The 16,527-nt window shown below is 59.0% G+C and carries 19 protein-coding genes; 14 read left to right on the plus strand and 5 right to left on the minus strand.

Features of this window, described 5'->3' with window-relative positions:
• Positions 1-14 precede the first annotated feature (14 nt).
• The 3 genes from AC07VO_RS18695 to AC07VO_RS18705 form a co-directional block, all read right to left on the minus strand.
• Positions 15-272, minus strand: coding sequence for a PA4570 family protein (locus AC07VO_RS18695; protein WP_018925879.1), 258 nt, complete (start codon positions 270-272; stop codon positions 15-17).
• A gap of 204 nt (positions 273-476) precedes the next feature.
• Entirely contained in the window at positions 477-818 is a 342-nt protein-coding gene (locus AC07VO_RS18700) for a zinc ribbon domain-containing protein YjdM (RefSeq protein WP_018925880.1), read from the minus strand.
• Positions 819-975: 157 nt separating this feature from the next.
• Complete coding sequence (locus AC07VO_RS18705) at positions 976-1,944, minus strand: polyprenyl synthetase family protein (protein ID WP_018925881.1); 969 nt, start codon at positions 1,942-1,944, stop codon at positions 976-978.
• Positions 1,945-2,184: 240 nt separating this feature from the next.
• Here AC07VO_RS18705 and rplU point away from each other — a divergent pair, with 240 nt between their 5' ends.
• The 5 genes from rplU to AC07VO_RS18730 all read left to right on the plus strand — a co-directional run bounded on the left by rplU (position 2,185) and on the right by AC07VO_RS18730 (position 5,942).
• A complete protein-coding gene (gene rplU / locus AC07VO_RS18710) occupies positions 2,185-2,499 on the plus strand; it encodes a 50S ribosomal protein L21 (RefSeq protein ID WP_007901869.1) in 315 nt (104 codons plus the stop codon).
• Between the two features lie 33 nt (positions 2,500-2,532).
• The gene (rpmA, locus tag AC07VO_RS18715) at positions 2,533-2,790 is read left to right on the plus strand and encodes a 50S ribosomal protein L27 (RefSeq protein WP_003228360.1); all 258 of its coding nucleotides are present in this window, start codon (positions 2,533-2,535) and stop codon (positions 2,788-2,790) included.
• Positions 2,791-2,985: 195 nt separating this feature from the next.
• Positions 2,986-4,209 carry an Obg family GTPase CgtA gene (gene cgtA / locus AC07VO_RS18720; RefSeq protein WP_018925882.1) on the plus strand — a complete coding sequence of 408 codons (1,224 nt, stop codon included), beginning with the start codon at positions 2,986-2,988 and terminating at the stop codon, positions 4,207-4,209.
• Positions 4,210-4,346: 137 nt separating this feature from the next.
• Entirely contained in the window at positions 4,347-5,465 is a 1,119-nt protein-coding gene (gene proB, locus AC07VO_RS18725) for a glutamate 5-kinase (protein ID WP_007938428.1), read from the plus strand.
• Positions 5,466-5,477: 12 nt separating this feature from the next.
• Positions 5,478-5,942: a CreA family protein gene (locus AC07VO_RS18730; RefSeq protein WP_018925883.1), complete on the plus strand. Its 465-nt coding sequence runs from the start codon at positions 5,478-5,480 to the stop codon at positions 5,940-5,942.
• Positions 5,943-6,065: 123 nt separating this feature from the next.
• Here AC07VO_RS18730 and rpsT read toward each other — a convergent pair whose 3' ends face one another.
• Positions 6,066-6,344 carry a 30S ribosomal protein S20 gene (gene rpsT, locus AC07VO_RS18735; protein WP_007901883.1) on the minus strand — a complete coding sequence of 93 codons (279 nt, stop codon included), beginning with the start codon at positions 6,342-6,344 and terminating at the stop codon, positions 6,066-6,068.
• Positions 6,345-6,731: 387 nt separating this feature from the next.
• Between rpsT and murJ the strand changes: the two genes are divergently transcribed.
• The 6 genes from murJ to ispH all read left to right on the plus strand — a co-directional run bounded on the left by murJ (position 6,732) and on the right by ispH (position 14,229).
• Entirely contained in the window at positions 6,732-8,270 is a 1,539-nt protein-coding gene (gene murJ, locus AC07VO_RS18740) for a murein biosynthesis integral membrane protein MurJ (RefSeq protein WP_086945910.1), read from the plus strand.
• A gap of 129 nt (positions 8,271-8,399) precedes the next feature.
• Positions 8,400-9,350 carry a bifunctional riboflavin kinase/FAD synthetase gene (ribF, locus tag AC07VO_RS18745; protein WP_018925885.1) on the plus strand — a complete coding sequence of 317 codons (951 nt, stop codon included), beginning with the start codon at positions 8,400-8,402 and terminating at the stop codon, positions 9,348-9,350.
• The gene (gene ileS, locus AC07VO_RS18750) at positions 9,351-12,182 is read left to right on the plus strand and encodes an isoleucine--tRNA ligase (RefSeq protein WP_086945908.1); all 2,832 of its coding nucleotides are present in this window, start codon (positions 9,351-9,353) and stop codon (positions 12,180-12,182) included.
• Entirely contained in the window at positions 12,175-12,687 is a 513-nt protein-coding gene (gene lspA / locus AC07VO_RS18755; RefSeq protein WP_019581266.1) for a signal peptidase II, read from the plus strand. Before ileS ends, lspA begins: the two co-directional genes overlap by 8 nt.
• 7 nt (positions 12,688-12,694) lie before the next feature.
• Positions 12,695-13,132, plus strand: coding sequence for an FKBP-type peptidyl-prolyl cis-trans isomerase (gene fkpB, locus AC07VO_RS18760; RefSeq protein ID WP_173861149.1), 438 nt, complete (start codon positions 12,695-12,697; stop codon positions 13,130-13,132).
• Positions 13,133-13,281: 149 nt separating this feature from the next.
• Positions 13,282-14,229, plus strand: coding sequence for a 4-hydroxy-3-methylbut-2-enyl diphosphate reductase (ispH, locus tag AC07VO_RS18765; RefSeq protein WP_064620456.1), 948 nt, complete (start codon positions 13,282-13,284; stop codon positions 14,227-14,229).
• Here the strand turns inward: ispH and AC07VO_RS18770 are convergent.
• Entirely contained in the window at positions 14,198-14,755 is a 558-nt protein-coding gene (locus tag AC07VO_RS18770; protein WP_064620453.1) for a GspH/FimT family pseudopilin, read from the minus strand. The genes ispH and AC07VO_RS18770 overlap by 32 nt on opposite strands.
• A gap of 131 nt (positions 14,756-14,886) precedes the next feature.
• Here AC07VO_RS18770 and AC07VO_RS18775 point away from each other — a divergent pair, with 131 nt between their 5' ends.
• The 3 genes from AC07VO_RS18775 to AC07VO_RS18785 are packed head-to-tail and all read left to right on the plus strand — an operon-like array spanning position 14,887 to position 16,516.
• Positions 14,887-15,360 carry a GspH/FimT family pseudopilin gene (locus AC07VO_RS18775; protein WP_064620450.1) on the plus strand — a complete coding sequence of 158 codons (474 nt, stop codon included), beginning with the start codon at positions 14,887-14,889 and terminating at the stop codon, positions 15,358-15,360.
• Positions 15,357-15,806, plus strand: a complete 450-nt coding sequence (gene pilV, locus AC07VO_RS18780; protein WP_086945906.1) for a type IV pilus modification protein PilV — start codon at positions 15,357-15,359, stop codon at positions 15,804-15,806. The genes AC07VO_RS18775 and pilV overlap by 4 nt, the downstream gene beginning before the upstream one ends.
• Positions 15,803-16,516 carry a PilW family protein gene (locus AC07VO_RS18785; RefSeq protein WP_019650968.1) on the plus strand — a complete coding sequence of 238 codons (714 nt, stop codon included), beginning with the start codon at positions 15,803-15,805 and terminating at the stop codon, positions 16,514-16,516. Before pilV ends, AC07VO_RS18785 begins: the two co-directional genes overlap by 4 nt.
• The last annotated feature ends 11 nt before the right edge of the window (positions 16,517-16,527 follow it).

The raw sequence follows: 16,527 nt of genomic DNA on the forward strand, positions 1-16,527 counted from the left end.
TTTACAAATGATCTTCATACCTCGAACTTGGTATTCAGATCATGACTCGGGCGCAACGCCCGGGCATAGCAAAACAGAAACAGATTGCGCACCAGTTCCTTGAGCACCACCGGCTCGCTGGAACTCAGGCCGTTGACGTCCAGATCACCCTGATCCTGCAGCTCGTTCAAGGCTTCTTCTTCAAGCACCGCACAGACTTCCCCGGTTTCCCGATGCAGGATTCTGAGGTAGGGATGTGGGCGGTCCAGCCAGGCATCGATCAAATAAGTCATGGGTCTCATCTCCATTGATTGGGTTCAATGAGAATAATTCCTATTCATTAAATAGCAAGGGCCTATTGGCGGTTTGCGTTTTTTATCGGGTAAGGATTGCGTAAGGTCAAAACGGCTGGCGTTTGGCTATTGCGAGGAGTGCTGGGTGAGGCGGGAAGGGCAAAGCACCATCCCACGCAGGGCGCGGGATGGAATACAGCGGGCTCAGACTTTTCTGACGAACTCGGATTTGAGTTTCATCGGGCCGATGCCGTCGATCTTGCAGTCGATGTCGTGGTCGCCATCGCACAGGCGGATGTTCTTGACCTTGGTGCCGACCTTGACCACCAGGGAAGTGCCTTTGACCTTGAGGTCCTTGATCACGGTGATGGTATCGCCGTCCTGCAGCACATTGCCGACCGAGTCCTTTTTCACGGTATCGTCGGACGCTACTTCGGCTTCGCCAGTGGCGGACCACTCATGGGCGCACTCCGGGCAGATCAGCTGTGCGCCGTCTTCGTAGGTGTATTCGGAATTGCATTTCGGGCAGGGTGGCAACGTGCTCACTAAAGCTCCTTGGATTCAGGATGGCTAAAAAGCGCACATTATATAGGGATTTATCGCAGGAGGGAGCGAACAGCAAAAGATCGCAGCCTTCGGCAGCTCCTTGGTGTACCCATGTGGAGCTGCCGAGGGCTGCGATCTTTTGAATTTGCTATGAATATCAGTGCGTGCGAGCGACCGCAAATTCACTCAATTCCACCAGCGCATCGCGGTATTCGCTGGCGGGCAGGGCGCCGAGGCACTTGATCGCACGGGCCACGTAGTCGCGGGCCAGTTGCGCGGTGTAATCCAGTGAGCCGGAAGCTTCGACCGCTTCGCGAATGCTTTCCAGGTCTTCGATGCCACCTTTCTGGATCGCCTGACGAACCAGTGCGGCCTGCTCCGGAGTGCCTTCGCGCATGGTGTAGATCAGCGGCAGCGTCGGCTTGCCCTCGGCCAGATCGTCACCGACGTTCTTGCCCAGGGTCTCGGCGTCGCCACGGTAGTCCAGCAGGTCATCGACCAGTTGGAAGGCCACGCCCAGGTGATCGCCGAAGGTGCGTAGCGCTTCGCTCTGTTCCAGCGAGGCGCCGGCCAGGGCCGCGGCACTGTGGGTCGAAGCCTCGAAGAGCATCGCGGTTTTGCCGCGAATGACTTCCATGTAGGTTTCTTCGGTGGTGCTGGCGTCGCGGACCTTCGACAGCTGTAGCACCTCGCCTTCAGCGATGATGCGCGTGGCTTGCGAAAGGATCTTCATTACCGGCATGGAGCCCAGTTCGACCATCATTTCGAAAGAACGCGAATACAGGAAGTCGCCCACCAGCACGCTCGGCGCGTTGCCCCACATGGCATTGGCGGTCGAACGGCCACGGCGCATGCCGGACATGTCGACGACGTCGTCGTGCAGCAGGGTGGCGGTGTGCAGAAACTCGATGGTCGCGGCCAGCAGGCGCAGGTCATCGCCTTCGCGGCCCAGTGCCTTGCCGCACAGCAACACGAGCAAGGGACGCAGGCGTTTGCCGCCAGCCGAGGTAATGTAGTCGCCGATTTTCGATACCAGCGGCACTCGGGAAGTCAGCTGCTTCTTGATGATGCCGTCGACGGCGCTAAAATCGTCCGCCACCGCGCGGTAGAAAGCTTGGGGTTGCATCAGCGACAGTTGCTCCAGAAGGGTTGCGCGGCATGCTAGGACCCACGTCCGGGCCTGTCAAGGCGCGATGGACGGCCACTTGCAACGCCAGAGTAGCTTGCGTACAATCGCGCACCCTGAACTTCCTGGGCAGCACCTGCCTTACGCAATTGCAAACAGGCCTTCCAGCCTTATGCAGCCATGCCAGCCAATACCTCTTCTTATAAAGAGCTGGGTGAGCAGGATTATCGGAGAAATACCATGTCTTATGCAGTAATCGTTACTGGTGGCAAGCAGTACAAAGTTGCTCCAGGTGAATACCTGAAGATCGAAAAACTGGAAATCGCTACCGGCGAATCCGTAACTTTTGATCGCGTTCTGTTGGTTGCCAATGGCGACGACGTGAATATCGGCGCTCCAGTTGTTCCTGGCGCTACCGTTGTGGCTGAAGTGATCTCCCAAGGTCGTCACGATAAAGTCCGCATCATCAAGTTCCGTCGCCGTAAGCACCACATGAAGCGTATGGGCCACCGCCAGTGGTACACCGAGATCAAAATCACCGGTATTCAGGCTTAATCAGCCTAATTCCTCACTAGGAGAATTGAACTCATGGCACACAAAAAAGCTGGTGGTAGTACCCGTAACGGTCGCGACTCAGAAGCCAAACGCCTTGGCGTCAAGATGTATGGCGGCCAGGTCATCAAGGCCGGTAACATCATCGTGCGTCAGCGCGGCACCCAATTCCACGCTGGCTACGGCGTTGGTATGGGTAAAGATCACACCCTCTTCGCGAAAATCGAAGGCGTGATCAAGTTTGAAGTAAAAGGCGCCTTCGGTCGTCGTTACGTGAGCGTCGTCGCAGCTTAATTGCGCGATCGCTGGAAAAGCCCTGTCTTGCGACGGGGCTTTTTCGTTTGTGGGGTGAGTCTCTTGCAAAGCTGTTTGTGATGGGCTCCAGCGCTGTATTGGCGGTCGTTGATTGAGGTCGCTGCGCTCATTTTTGCAAGAGTCTTATGTCTTGGTTGTTTTTCGGCTCGTCCGTATGGCGAGAGGCGTTTTGTTATGAAGTTTGTTGATGAAGTATCGATTCGAGTAAAGGCCGGCGACGGTGGCAACGGTTGCATGAGTTTCCGTCGAGAAAAATTCATCGAAAACGGCGGCCCGAACGGCGGCGACGGTGGTGATGGTGGTTCCATCTACATGATGGCCGACGAAAACCTGAACACCCTGGTCGACTACCGTTACACCCGCCACTTCGATGCCGAGCGCGGTTCCAACGGTGGTAGTACCGACTGCACCGGCAAAAAAGGTGAGGATCTGATCCTGCGGGTGCCGGTAGGTACCACAGTGATCGACTCTGCCACCCAGGAAGTCATTGGCGACCTGACCAAGGCCGGCCAGAAGCTGATGGTGGTTCAGGGCGGCTGGCACGGTCTGGGTAACACTCGTTTCAAATCCAGTACCAACCGTGCGCCGCGCCAGACTACGCCGGGCAAGCCGGGTGAGCAGCGCGACCTGAAACTGGAAATGAAGGTGTTGGCGGACGTCGGTCTGCTCGGTTTGCCGAACGCCGGCAAAAGTACCTTCATTCGCTCGGTGTCGGCCGCCAAGCCGAAAGTCGCCGACTACCCGTTCACCACATTGGTGCCGAACCTGGGTGTGGTCAGTGTCGATCGCTGGAAGAGCTTCGTGGTCGCGGATATTCCGGGCTTGATCGAAGGTGCTTCCGACGGCGCGGGCCTGGGGATTCGCTTCCTCAAGCACTTGTCGCGTACGCGTCTGCTGCTGCACCTCGTCGACATGGCGCCGCTGGATGACACCAGTGCGCCGGATGCCGCTGAAGTGATCGTCAGCGAGCTGACCAAGTTCAGCCCGTCCCTGGCCGAGCGTGATCGCTGGCTGGTGCTGAACAAGTGTGACCAGATCCTTGAGGAAGAGCACGATGCTCGCGTCAAGGAGATCGTTGATCGTCTGGAGTGGACTGGTCCGGTCTATGTGATCTCGGCGATCGCCAAGCAAGGCACCGAGCGTCTGTGCCACGACATCATGCGTTACCTGGAAGATCGCGCCGATCGCCTGGCTAACGACCCGGCCTACAAGGAAGAGCTGGCTGAGCTCGATCAGCGCATCGAAGATGAAGCGCGCGCCCAGTTGCAGGCGCTGGACGATCAGCGTGCTCTGCGCCGCAGCGGCGTGAAGTCGGTCCATGACATCGGTGACGACGATTGGGACGAAGAAGATGTGGATGACGAAGACGGTCCGGAAATCATTTACGTGCGTGACTGATTCGTTGCGATAAACTTAAGCGCCGCTCACTGGAGCGGCGTTTTAGTATCTGGAAATCGACTGTTGGTCACGAAGAACCACGAATAACGTCACGGGCAGTGCCAGGTCGCGCTGCCCTCAAGCTAAGGTTGAAGATGATGCGGAGCAAGGTGACAGGTGCGCAGCGTTGGGTCGTGAAGATCGGCAGCGCTTTGCTGACGGCGGACGGCAAAGGCCTGGATCGCGCAGCAATGGGTGTCTGGGTCGAGCAGATGGTTGCCCTGCATGAGGCGGGCGTTGAACTGGTGCTGGTGTCCTCCGGGGCAGTGGCGGCGGGCATGAGCCGTCTGGGCTGGACCTCACGACCCAGTGCGATGCACGAGTTGCAGGCGGCTGCCGCCATCGGTCAGATGGGGTTGGTGCAGGCCTGGGAGTCGAGCTTCGCCGAACATGGTCGGCATACCGCACAGATTCTCCTGACTCACGACGATTTGTCCGACCGCAAGCGCTACCTGAATGCTCGTAGCACCCTGCGTGCGCTGGTCGAGTTGAAGGTGATCCCGGTGATCAACGAAAACGACACCGTGGTCACTGACGAAATCCGTTTCGGCGACAACGACACGTTGGCGGCGCTGGTGGCGAATCTGGTCGAAGCCGATTTGCTGGTGATCCTCACCGATCGCGATGGCATGTTCGATGCTGATCCACGCAACAATCCCGACGCCAAGCTGATTTATGAGGCGCGGGCCGACGATCCGGCGCTCGATGCGGTAGCCGGTGGTACTGGTGGTGCGCTGGGGCGTGGCGGCATGCAGACCAAGCTGCGCGCTGCGCGTCTGGCGGCGCGCTCTGGTGCGCACACCATCATCGTTGGTGGGCGTATTGAGCGAGTGCTGGATCGCCTCAAGGCTGGCGAGCGCATCGGCACTTTGCTGTCGCCTGAGCGCGGCATGCTGGCGGCCCGCAAACAGTGGCTGGCCGGGCATCTGCAGACTCGCGGCACGCTGGTGCTGGACGCGGGTGCGGTGACCGCGCTGTCTCAGGGCAACAAAAGTTTACTGCCGGTAGGTGTAAAGCTGGTCCAGGGCAGCTTCCGTCGCGGCGAAATGGTGGTCTGTGTGGCGCCGGACGGTCGTGAAATCGCTCGTGGCCTGGCTAACTACAGTGCTCTGGAAGCACAAAAAATCATCGGTCAGTCGTCTGAGGCGATTATCGGTCTGTTGGGTTACATGGCGGAGCCGGAGCTGGTTCACCGGGATAACCTGATTCTGGTCTGAAGGAATACCTGAATGCGTGTGGCAAAAGGATTATTGGGCTTGTTGTTGGCGATGCCGTTGCTGGCCTCGGCCGAGGAAATTGGCCAGGTGTCGACGGTGTTCAAATTCGTTGGCCCGAACGACCGTATTGTTGTCGAGGCGTTTGATGATCCGAAAGTGGAGGGCGTGACCTGTTACTTGTCGCGTGCCAAGACGGGTGGCGTGAAAGGTGGTCTGGGATTGGCCGAGGATCGCGCCGAGGCGTCTATTGCATGTCGCCAGGTCGGGCCGATCAGCTTCAAGGGTGAGCTCAAGGATGGCGAGGAGGTATTCAAGGAGCGCACCTCGCTGGTATTCAAGACTATGCAGGTAGTGCGATTCCTCGACAAGAAGCGCAATACCCTGGTGTATCTGGTCTACAGCGATCGCTTGATCGAGGGCAGTCCGCAGAATGCAGTGACGGCAATTCCGATTCTGCCGTGGACGCACGCTCAGTAAGATAACGAAGGTCCAGGTGTGGGGGTGAGTCTGCTTGCTCCCACATTTTTTTTGCATTGTATTTAATAAATCGCAGGCAATAAAAAACCGACCCTGAGGTCGGTTTTTTAACGAGCGCGTCGCTTAGGCAGCAGCGGCAACGTTCAGGGCCTTGACGTGGCCATTCAGGCGGCTCTTATGGCGAGCAGCTTTGTTCTTGTGGATGATGCCTTTATCGGCCATACGGTCGATAACTGGCACGGCCAGAACGTAAGCAGCTTGAGCTTTAGCAGCGTCTTTTGCGTCGATGGCTTTAACTACATTCTTGATGTAGGTACGAACCATGGAACGCAGGCTGGCGTTGTGGCTGCGACGCTTCTCAGCCTGTTTTGCACGTTTTTTGGCGGAAGGTGTGTTGGCCACCGTCGAGCTCCTCGAAAGACTTTTTAGGAAATAGCAAACAAAATAGGCCGCGAATCATGCCGATGAGTTGATGTCTTGTCAAGGGCGGAAGAGACGTTCCGCTAAGTGGCCGGTTCCGGCCCCATGAAAACTACTGCGCTCGGCAATACAGCGTTGAAAGCAGACTCGAAATGCTCATTGACTAAAGTCAACTCCGCTTTCTCGCCTGCTTTCGCCTTGTCTTGCCTTCGCTCGCTACGTTTTCAAGGGGACGGTGCGCTGGATATTTCTTTCCGGCGCGCGACCTGTAAACTCGCGAGCTTTGGCTCTGTGCTGTTGCGGCGCGGAGTATCGCATAAGTGGGCGCGTTGTTCGCCTGCTGTTTATCGACAGGCACAAACTCTTTCAATGAATCTGCTCAAATCGTTGGCCGCTGTCAGCTCTATCACGATGCTTTCCCGGGTGTTGGGGTTTGTTCGTGACACTCTAATCGCCCGTGCATTTGGTGCCGGAATGGCGACTGACGCCTTCTTTATCGCCTTCAAGCTGCCCAATCTGCTGCGGCGGATCTTCGCCGAAGGGGCATTTTCCCAGGCGTTTGTGCCGATTCTTGCCGAATACAAAAGCCAAAAGGGCGAGGAGGCGGCGCGAACCTTCATTGCCTACGTCTCAGGCCTGCTGACACTGGTACTGGCGCTGGTCACTGCGTTGGGCATGCTCGCCGCCCCCTGGGTTATCTGGGCCACGGCACCGGGTTTCGTCGATTCTCCTGAAAAATTCCGGCTGACAACCGATCTGCTGCGGGTCACTTTCCCTTATATATTGCTGATCTCCCTGTCGTCGCTGGCCGGGGCGATCCTCAACACCTGGAACCGCTTCTCGGTGCCGGCCTTCGTGCCGACCCTGCTCAATGTCAGCATGATCATCTTTGCGGTATTCCTGACGCCGTATTTCGATCCGCCGGTGATGGCGCTGGGCTGGGCCGTTCTGGTGGGTGGGCTGGCGCAGCTGCTCTATCAACTGCCGCACCTGAAAAAAATCGGCATGCTGGTACTGCCGCGTTTGAACCTGCGCGATAGCGGTGTCTGGCGGGTCATGAAACAGATGCTGCCCGCGATCATCGGCGTTTCGGTGAGTCAGATTTCGCTGATCATCAATACTATTTTTGCCTCGTTTCTGGTGGCCGGCTCCGTGTCCTGGATGTATTACGCCGACCGCCTGATGGAATTGCCATCCGGCGTGCTGGGTGTGGCGCTGGGCACGATTTTGTTGCCGACCCTGGCCAAGACCTATGCCAGCCAGGATCGCCACGAATACTCGCGAATCCTCGATTGGGGGCTGCGCCTGTGCTTCATGCTGGTGTTGCCGTGTTCCCTGGCGCTGGGGATTCTGTCTGAACCACTGACGGCTTCACTGTTCCAGTATGGCCAGTTCAGTGCTTTCGATGCGGCCATGACTCAACGCGCGTTGATCGCTTATTCCGTCGGCTTGCTGGGGATTATCGTGATCAAAGTGCTGGCGCCGGGCTTCTATGCGCAACAAAACATCCGCACTCCGGTGAAAATCGCGATTTTCACCCTGATCGTCACTCAGCTGTTCAACCTGGTGCTGATCGGTCCGCTGGCGCACGCCGGCCTGGCCCTTGCCATCAGCGCGGGTGCCTGCATCAACGCCGGTTTGCTGTTTTATCAATTGCGCAAGCAGCAGATGTATCAGCCGCAACCGGGCTGGGCGAAGTTCGGGCTCAAATTGCTGGTGGCGGTAGCGGTGATGTCTGCAGTATTGCTGGGTGCGATGCACTTTATGCCGGCCTGGGGGCAGGGGCCTATGCTTGAGCGACTGCTGCGTCTGGGTGCATTGGTGATCGCAGGCGTCGTGGCGTATTTCGGCATGTTGCTGTTGATGGGCTTCCGTTTGCGCGACTTCAATCGCAAGGCCTTGAGCTGAAGACGTTATCTCGATAATCATGGGCGAACCGGCAGTTTTGTCGGCTCGATTACTTTGGGTTACGGTGTTGCCTGTCGTCGGCCGCCGGGTGTGGTTATAATCGACCACTTTATGAGCAAGAAGCGCGTTATGCAGCTGGTTCGAGGTCTCCACAACCTGCGCCCCCAGCATCGGGGCTGTGTCGCCACTATTGGCAACTTTGACGGTGTTCACCGTGGCCACCAGGCTATCCTGGTCCGGCTGCGAGAGCGTGCGCTCGAGTTGGGCGTGCCCAGCTGCGTGGTGATTTTCGAGCCGCAGCCGCGGGAGTTCTTCGCTCCGGACACCGCCCCGGCCCGTCTGGCCCGTTTGCGGGACAAACTGCAGCTGCTGGCCGAAGAGGGTGTCGACCGGGTGTTGTGCCTGGCTTTCAACCATCGCCTGAGCAAACTCAGCGCCAGAGAGTTCGTCGATACCATTCTGGTGGACGGCCTCGGGGTGCAGCATCTGGAAGTCGGTGACGATTTCCGATTTGGCTGCGACCGGTTGGGGGATTTCGACTACTTGCAACAGGCCGGCGTCCTTCAGGGCTTTACCGTCGAAGCGGCGCAGACCGTCGAGCTGGACGGCATTCGTGTCAGCAGCACTCAGGTCCGCAATGCCCTGGCCGCTGCCGATTTCGCCTTGGCCGAGCAACTGCTCGGTCGCCCGTACCGGATTGCCGGTCGGGTCCTGCATGGCCAGAAGCTGGCGCGCCAGTTGGGTACGCCCACGGCCAACGTACAACTCAAGCGTCGTCGTGTGCCGTTGAGCGGGGTTTACCTGGTCAGCGTCGACATCGATGGCAAGACCTGGCCAGGCGTCGCCAATATTGGTGTGCGGCCAACGGTCGAAGGGGATGGCAAAGCTCACCTCGAAGTGCACCTTTTAGATTTTGCCGGCGATCTGTATGACCGGCGTTTGACGGTGGTTTTCCACCACAAGCTGCGTGAAGAGCAGCGTTTCGCCTCTCTGGAGGCGCTTAAGACGGCGATCAATGCGGATATCGCCGCCGCCCGTGCCCTGTCGCACCTAGCGCCAATCGCTAATGAAGAGCCTTAAATGACCGACTATAAAGCCACGCTAAACCTTCCGGACACCGCCTTCCCAATGAAGGCCGGCCTGCCTCAGCGCGAACCGCAGATTCTGCAGCGCTGGGACAGCATTGGCCTGTACGGTAAGTTGCGCGAGATTGGCAAGGATCGTCCGAAGTTCGTACTGCACGACGGTCCTCCGTACGCCAACGGCACGATTCACATCGGTCATGCGCTGAACAAGATTCTCAAGGACATGATCATCCGCTCGAAAACCCTGTCGGGTTTCGACGCACCTTATGTTCCGGGCTGGGACTGCCACGGCCTGCCGATCGAGCACAAAGTCGAAGTGACCCATGGCAAGAACCTGGGCGCCGACAAGACCCGCGAACTGTGCCGTGCCTACGCCACCGAGCAGATCGAAGGCCAGAAGTCCGAATTCATCCGTCTGGGCGTGTTGGGCGACTTCGCCAACCCGTACAAGACCATGGACTTCAAAAACGAGGCCGGTGAAATCCGCGCCCTGGCGGAAATCGTCAAGGCTGGCTTCGTGTTCAAGGGCCTGAAGCCTGTGAACTGGTGCTTTGACTGCGGTTCGGCCCTGGCTGAAGCGGAAGTCGAGTACGAGAACAAAAAGTCCGCGACCATCGACGTGGCCTTCCCGATCGCCGACGAAGCCAAGCTGGCTGCCGCGTTCGGTCTGCCGTCGTTGGGCAAACCTGCTTCGATCGTGATCTGGACCACCACTCCGTGGACTATCCCGGCCAACCAGGCGCTGAACGTTCACCCGGAGTTCAACTACGCCCTGGTCGACGTCGGCGACAAGCTGCTGGTACTGGCTGAAGAATTGGTCGAGTCCTGCCTGGCCCGCTACAGCCTGGAAGGTTCAGTGATCGCCACCACCACCGGTAAAGCGCTGGAACTGATCAACTTCCGTCACCCGTTCTACGATCGCCTGTCGCCGGTTTACCTGGCCGACTACGTTGAGCTGGGCGCGGGCACCGGCGTGGTTCACTCCTCGCCAGCCTACGGCGTAGACGACTTCGTGACCTGCAAGAAGTACGGCATGGTCAACGATGACATCATCAATCCGGTGCAAAGCAATGGCGTGTATGTGCCATCGCTGGAGTTCTTCGGCGGCCAGTTCATCTGGAAGGCCAACCCCGCCATCGTCGATAAACTGACCGAAGTCGGCGCGCTGCTGCACACCACCACCATCGAACACAGCTACATGCATTGCTGGCGTCACAAGACCCCGCTGATCTATCGCGCCACCGCGCAGTGGTTCATCGGCATGGACAAAGAGCCAGCAGCGGGCGACACCCTGCGCAAACGCGCGATCAAAGCCATCGAAGACACCAAATTCGTCCCGGCCTGGGGCCAGGCGCGCCTGCACTCGATGATCGCCAACCGTCCGGACTGGTGCATCTCCCGTCAGCGCAACTGGGGCGTGCCGATCCCGTTCTTCCTGAACAAGGAAAGCGGCGAACTGCACCCACGCACCGTCGAACTGATGGAAATCGTCGCCCAGCGCGTCGAAGTCGAAGGCATCGAAGCCTGGTTCAAGATGGACGCCGCTGAGTTGCTCGGTGACGAAGCGCCGCTGTACGACAAGATCAGCGACACCCTGGACGTCTGGTTCGACTCGGGCACCACGCACTGGCACGTCCTGCGCGGTTCGCACCCGATGGGCCACGAGACCGGCCCTCGCGCCGACCTGTACCTGGAAGGCTCGGACCAGCACCGCGGCTGGTTCCACTCGTCGTTGCTGACCGGTTGCGCCATCGACGACCACGCACCGTACCGCGAGCTGCTGACCCACGGTTTCACCGTCGACGAATCCGGTCGCAAAATGTCCAAGTCCCTGGGCAACGTGATCGCGCCGCAGAAGGTCAACGACACCCTGGGCGCCGACATCATGCGTCTGTGGGTAGCGTCTACCGACTACTCGGGTGAGATGGCGGTTTCCGAGCAGATCCTGCAACGCAGTGCGGACGCCTACCGGCGCATCCGTAACACCGCGCGTTTCCTGCTTTCCAACCTGACCGGTTTCAACCCGGCCACCGACCTCCTGCCGGCCGAAGAAATGCTCGCCCTGGACCGTTGGGCCGTGGATCGCACGCTGTTGCTGCAACGCGAGCTGCAGGAACACTACGGCGAATACCGTTTCTGGAACGTTTACTCCAAGATCCACAACTTCTGCGTGCAGGAGTTGGGCGGTTTCTACCTGGACATCATCAAGGACCGCCAGTACACCACTGGCGCCGACAGCAAGGCCCGTCGTTCGTGCCAGACTGCGCTGTTCCACATCTCCGAAGCGCTGGTGCGCTGGATCGCGCCGATCCTGGCGTTCACCGCCGACGAGCTGTGGCAATACCTGCCGGGCGAGCGTAACGAGTCTGTGATGCTCAACACCTGGTACGAAGGCCTGAGCGAACTGCCGGAAGGCTTCGAGCTGGATCGCGCTTACTGGGACCGGATCATGGCGGTCAAGGTTGCGGTCAACAAGGAAATGGAAATCCAGCGTGCAGCCAAGGCCGTCGGTGGCAACCTGCAAGCCGAAGTGACGCTGTTCGCCGAAGACGCGCTGAGCGCCGACCTGGCCAAGCTGAGCAACGAACTGCGTTTCGTGCTGATCACTTCGACCGCCAGTGTTGCGCCATTGGTGCAGGCACCGGCCGATGCCGTGGTCACCGAAGTCAGCGGCCTGAAGCTCAAGATCGTCAAGTCGGCTCACGTCAAGTGCGCCCGCTGCTGGCACTGCCGTGAAGACGTCGGTGTGAACCCGGAACATCCGGAAATCTGCGGTCGTTGTGTCGACAACATCAGCGGCGCGGGCGAGGTTCGTCACTATGCCTAATGCGGCTGGCCGTTTCGGACGGCTGAGCTGGCTCTGGTTGAGTTTGCTGGTCCTGGTCATTGACCAGGCCAGCAAGTTCTACTTCGAAGGCAAGCTCGAGATGTACCAGCAAATCGTGGTGATCCCCGATTTGTTCAGCTGGACCCTGGCCTACAACACCGGTGCGGCGTTCAGCTTCCTGGCTGACAGCTCCGGCTGGCAGCGCTGGTTGTTTGCCTTGATCGCGGTGGTGGTCAGTGCGGTGCTGGTGATTTGGCTCAAGCGCCTGGGGCGCAACGACACCTGGCTGGCGATTGCGCTTGCCTTGGTGCTGGGTGGCGCGCTGGGCAATCTGTACGACCGCATTGCCTTGGGCCATGTGATCGATTTCATTCTGGTGCACTGGCAGAACCGCTGGTATTTCCCGGCGTTCAACTTTGCTGACAGCGCCATTTCTGTCGGTGCCGTAATGCTCGCGCTGGATATGTTCAAAAGTAAGAAGACCGGAGAGACCGTTCATGACTGAACAGGTATTGGCTGAACAACGTATCGGCCAGAACACGGAAGTCACCTTGCACTTTGCATTGCGCCTGGAGAACGGCGACACCGTCGACAGCACTTTCGACAAAGCCCCGGCGACCTTCAAGGTCGGTGACGGCAACCTGTTGCCAGGCTTCGAGGCCGCGCTTTTCGGCTTCAAGGCCGGCGACAAGCGCAGCCTGTCCATCGAGCCGGAAAGCGCCTTTGGCCAGCCTAACCCGCAAAACGTGCAGATCATCCCGCGCTCGCAGTTCCAGGACATGGAACTGTCGCCAGGATTGCTGGTGATCTTCAATGATGCGGCCAATACCGAGCTGCCAGGCGTGGTGAAGGAATTCGATGACGCGCAAGTGACCATCGACTTCAACCACCCGCTCGCCGGTAAGACCTTGACCTTTGACGTCGAGATCATCAACGTCAAAGCGTTGTAACTGACCGAATACGGTCACCTGTAGGAGCAGAGCTTGCTCGCGAAGGCGTCATCACATTCAGCATCAATGTTGACTGACACACCGCTTTCGCGAGCAAGCTCTGCTCCTACAATGATCTAACTTCTTGCGCGCAAGACACGAGGCACAGCATGCAAATCAAACTCGCCAACCCCCGTGGCTTCTGCGCCGGCGTGGACCGGGCGATCGAAATCGTCAACCGCGCCCTGGAAGTCTTCGGGCCGCCAATCTACGTGCGCCACGAAGTGGTCCACAACAAATTCGTGGTCGAAGACCTGCGTGCCCGTGGGGCGATCTTCGTCGAGGAACTGGATCAGGTACCGGATGACGTGATCGTGATCTTCAGCGCCCACGGCGTTTCCCAGGCCGTGCGTACCGAAGCCACAGGTCGTGGCCTGAAGGTGTTCGACGCGACCTGCCCGCTGGTGACCAAGGTGCACATCGAAGTCGCGCGTTACAGCCGCGACGGCCGTGAATGCATCCTTATCGGTCATGCCGGCCATCCGGAAGTCGAAGGCACCATGGGCCAGTACGATGGCAGCAATGGTGGCGCGATCTATCTGGTCGAAGACGAGAAAGATGTCGCCGAATTGCAGGTGAACAACCCTGAAAAGCTGGCTTTCGTTACCCAGACCACCCTGTCCATGGACGACACCAGTCGCGTGATCGACGCCCTGCGTGCGCGTTTTCCGGCGATCGGCGGTCCGCGCAAGGACGATATCTGTTATGCCACGCAAAACCGTCAGGACGCCGTCAAGCAACTGGCGGACGAATGCGACGTGGTGCTGGTGGTTGGCAGCCCGAACAGCTCCAACTCCAATCGTCTGCGTGAACTGGCCGAACGCATGGCCACCCCGGCCTATCTGATCGACGGTGCCGAAGACTTGCAAAAGAGCTGGTTCGACGGTGTCGAGCGTATTGGCATCACGGCCGGTGCCTCCGCTCCGGAAGTGCTGGTACGTGGCGTGATCCAGCAATTGCAGGCCTGGGGTGCCACGGGTGCCGATGAACTGGCCGGTCGCGAGGAGAACATCACCTTCTCCATGCCTAAAGAGCTGCGCGTGCGTTCGCTGCTGTAATACTTTTCGCCTTTCGACACAGCGCCTGCTCAGCCTTACGGTTGGCCAGGCGCACTCGACCGCTCGCCGCCAGCACCACCTGGAGCTGGCTGACCGGCTCGCGAGCCGAGCAAATATGTAGCGTCCCTGCCTGAAATGCCCGCCCGGGCATCAGCGGTTGGCCCAGACTGCTGAACCGCACGAAACGCCTGACCCACCAATTGCCGACAATCGGCGTCCGCGCATCACCTGCGCGCTCGACCAGTAGCGGATTGCTGCTGTCCTCTGGCCCTTTGCCGCTGATGTCCAGAATGATCCGCCAGCCCTGGCTCCAATCGCCGTTGATGCCATGAATGACCACGTTCTGGTTGCGGGTTATGGCCAGGGTTCTGGCCTGGCGAATCCCACTGATCAGCGACTCGGCCGCCTGCTCCCGATGATTCGATTCCGTCAGTGCAGCGAACGCCGGACTGACCAAGTGCAGAACAATCCCGACAATCGTCAGTCCCATGAGCAGTCCGATCAGGCTGAAACCTTGCTGATGCATGTCATCTCCCTCCATGGAGTGCTGCGGCCCGCGCGATCCTTGCGCGAGTAATGGCAAAACAACCGTACATCTGTCGGTCGAATGTTCTAGCGTGTAGAAGCAGGTATAGCCGACGGCAACGGAGGGCACTGATGGATCATCGTACAAAAGGTTTCACGCTGATCGAGCTGCTGGTCACGCTCGCGGTGTTTCTGATCCTGATTACACTGGCCGTTCCGGCGTTCACCCGCTCGGTGCAAAGCAACAAGGCCGACACCGAGGTCGGCGACTTGCAACGGGCACTCAATTACGCACGGCTTGAAGCGATTGATCGGGGCCTCACCACTCGGGTTCGCCCGACGGCCGGCGGCAGTGTCTGGACCGGCGAGCTGAGCGTTTATGACGGTACTGGCAATCCGGCCAATGTATTGCGGGTTGTTCCAGCGATGAGCAGCGGAGCGACTCTGACGCTAACCTCAGGAGTGACCGCGATTGATTTCAACAATCTCGGCGGCTTGGCAGCGCCGTCCACGGCGGTGGTGATCAGTTATGTGCTGGGGGCGCAAAGCAGGACGCTGAATGTGTGTTTGAACGGACGAATTCTATTGGGTGGAAGTTGCGGATGAGGGGTTGGAGCAAGCGTGCACAGGAGGGCATGACGCTGATCGAGGTATTGGTCGCGTTGTTGGTGCTGGCTGTGGGTCTGTTGGGCGCGGCGGCGATTCAGCTCAATGCGCTGAAGTACACCGACAGCTCACGGATGACCAGCCAGGCGAGTTTTATCGCCTACGACATGATGGACCGCATTCGCGCCAATTCCGGCGCCGATTACACCGTCACGCCGCCGACCTCGGGCAACTTGAGCGTGGCCCGGGATCAGGACCTCTACGACTTCACCACCAATATCGTCAATTTCGGCGGCGCCACGGCCACCGGCAGCATCGTCCGCAACCAGCGGGTATACACCATCACCATTACCTGGGACGACTCCCGGGCCGCCAATATCGCCGATTCGCGCCGCAGTTTCGTCCTCACCAGCCGCGCCACCGTTGATCCGGCGACGACACCATGAACAGAACCAGCAGAGGTTTCGGCCTGATCGAATTGCTGATCGCCCTGGCATTGAGCCTGATCGTGATCCTGGGCGTGGCGCAGATTTTCATCGCGGCCAAAAACACCTACGTCAGCCAGAGCACTGCCGCCGGCATGCAGGAAGATGCACGGTTCGTCCTGAGCAAGATGATTCAGGAAATTCGCATGGTCGGCATGTTCGGTTGTCTGGGTACGATTACCGACGCCAGCTCGGCGGGGGATTTCAATGCAAGCCTGCTCACGCCGATCAGTTGGGACAATGCCAACCTCAAATTGACGCTGGTCACCGCAGATGTCGGCGGCAGTGGCGGAGTGCCGACCTGGACGGTGGTTTCCGACTGTCGAAATACCGCGACGGCCTACACCGGTTTACGCACGCCGGCATCGGGGCAGTTGGCGTTTCCGATCAGGCGGCTGATCTACAGCTTCAGCAACAACCAACTGCTGATGGGCACCGGCACCGGCACGCCGACTCAGGCGGTGCTCATCAATAACGTCAGTGCTTTTGGCGTGAGCTTCGGGCTCGCCAGCTCAGCTACGGATACAGCCGCCTCCAGCTATAGCAGCAATCCGTCCGATCCGGCGCGAATCCGCAGTGTGCGGCTGACGCTGACCCTCACCGACCCGAACAACCGGGTCCGCAATCAAACCTTCAACGTAGTTGCCGCCTTGCGCAACCGGTTGCAATGAGGGGAGGGCCG

The sequence above is a fragment of the Pseudomonas sp. GW821-FHT03E01 genome (assembly GCF_059420765.1).

Excerpts from the sequence above, each read along its gene's own strand:
- AC07VO_RS18730 (WP_018925883.1), top strand. The coding sequence starts at position 5,478 with ATGCGTGTGGCAAAAGGATTATTGGGCTTGTTGTTGGCGATGCCGTTG.
- AC07VO_RS18775 (WP_064620450.1), top strand. The coding sequence starts at position 14,887 with ATGGATCATCGTACAAAAGGTTTCACGCTGATCGAGCTGCTGGTCACG.
- AC07VO_RS18695 (WP_018925879.1), bottom strand. The coding sequence starts at position 272 with ATGACTTATTTGATCGATGCCTGGCTGGACCGCCCACATCCCTACCTC.
- cgtA (WP_018925882.1), top strand. The coding sequence starts at position 2,986 with ATGAAGTTTGTTGATGAAGTATCGATTCGAGTAAAGGCCGGCGACGGT.
- rplU (WP_007901869.1), top strand. The coding sequence starts at position 2,185 with ATGTCTTATGCAGTAATCGTTACTGGTGGCAAGCAGTACAAAGTTGCT.
- AC07VO_RS18770 (WP_064620453.1), bottom strand. The coding sequence starts at position 14,755 with ATGCATCAGCAAGGTTTCAGCCTGATCGGACTGCTCATGGGACTGACG.
- ribF (WP_018925885.1), top strand. The coding sequence starts at position 8,400 with ATGCAGCTGGTTCGAGGTCTCCACAACCTGCGCCCCCAGCATCGGGGC.
- proB (WP_007938428.1), top strand. The coding sequence starts at position 4,347 with ATGCGGAGCAAGGTGACAGGTGCGCAGCGTTGGGTCGTGAAGATCGGC.
- murJ (WP_086945910.1), top strand. The coding sequence starts at position 6,732 with ATGAATCTGCTCAAATCGTTGGCCGCTGTCAGCTCTATCACGATGCTT.
- lspA (WP_019581266.1), top strand. The coding sequence starts at position 12,175 with ATGCCTAATGCGGCTGGCCGTTTCGGACGGCTGAGCTGGCTCTGGTTG.
- AC07VO_RS18785 (WP_019650968.1), top strand. The coding sequence starts at position 15,803 with ATGAACAGAACCAGCAGAGGTTTCGGCCTGATCGAATTGCTGATCGCC.
- ileS (WP_086945908.1), top strand. The coding sequence starts at position 9,351 with ATGACCGACTATAAAGCCACGCTAAACCTTCCGGACACCGCCTTCCCA.
- ispH (WP_064620456.1), top strand. The coding sequence starts at position 13,282 with ATGCAAATCAAACTCGCCAACCCCCGTGGCTTCTGCGCCGGCGTGGAC.
- AC07VO_RS18705 (WP_018925881.1), bottom strand. The coding sequence starts at position 1,944 with ATGCAACCCCAAGCTTTCTACCGCGCGGTGGCGGACGATTTTAGCGCC.
- pilV (WP_086945906.1), top strand. The coding sequence starts at position 15,357 with ATGAGGGGTTGGAGCAAGCGTGCACAGGAGGGCATGACGCTGATCGAG.
- rpmA (WP_003228360.1), top strand. The coding sequence starts at position 2,533 with ATGGCACACAAAAAAGCTGGTGGTAGTACCCGTAACGGTCGCGACTCA.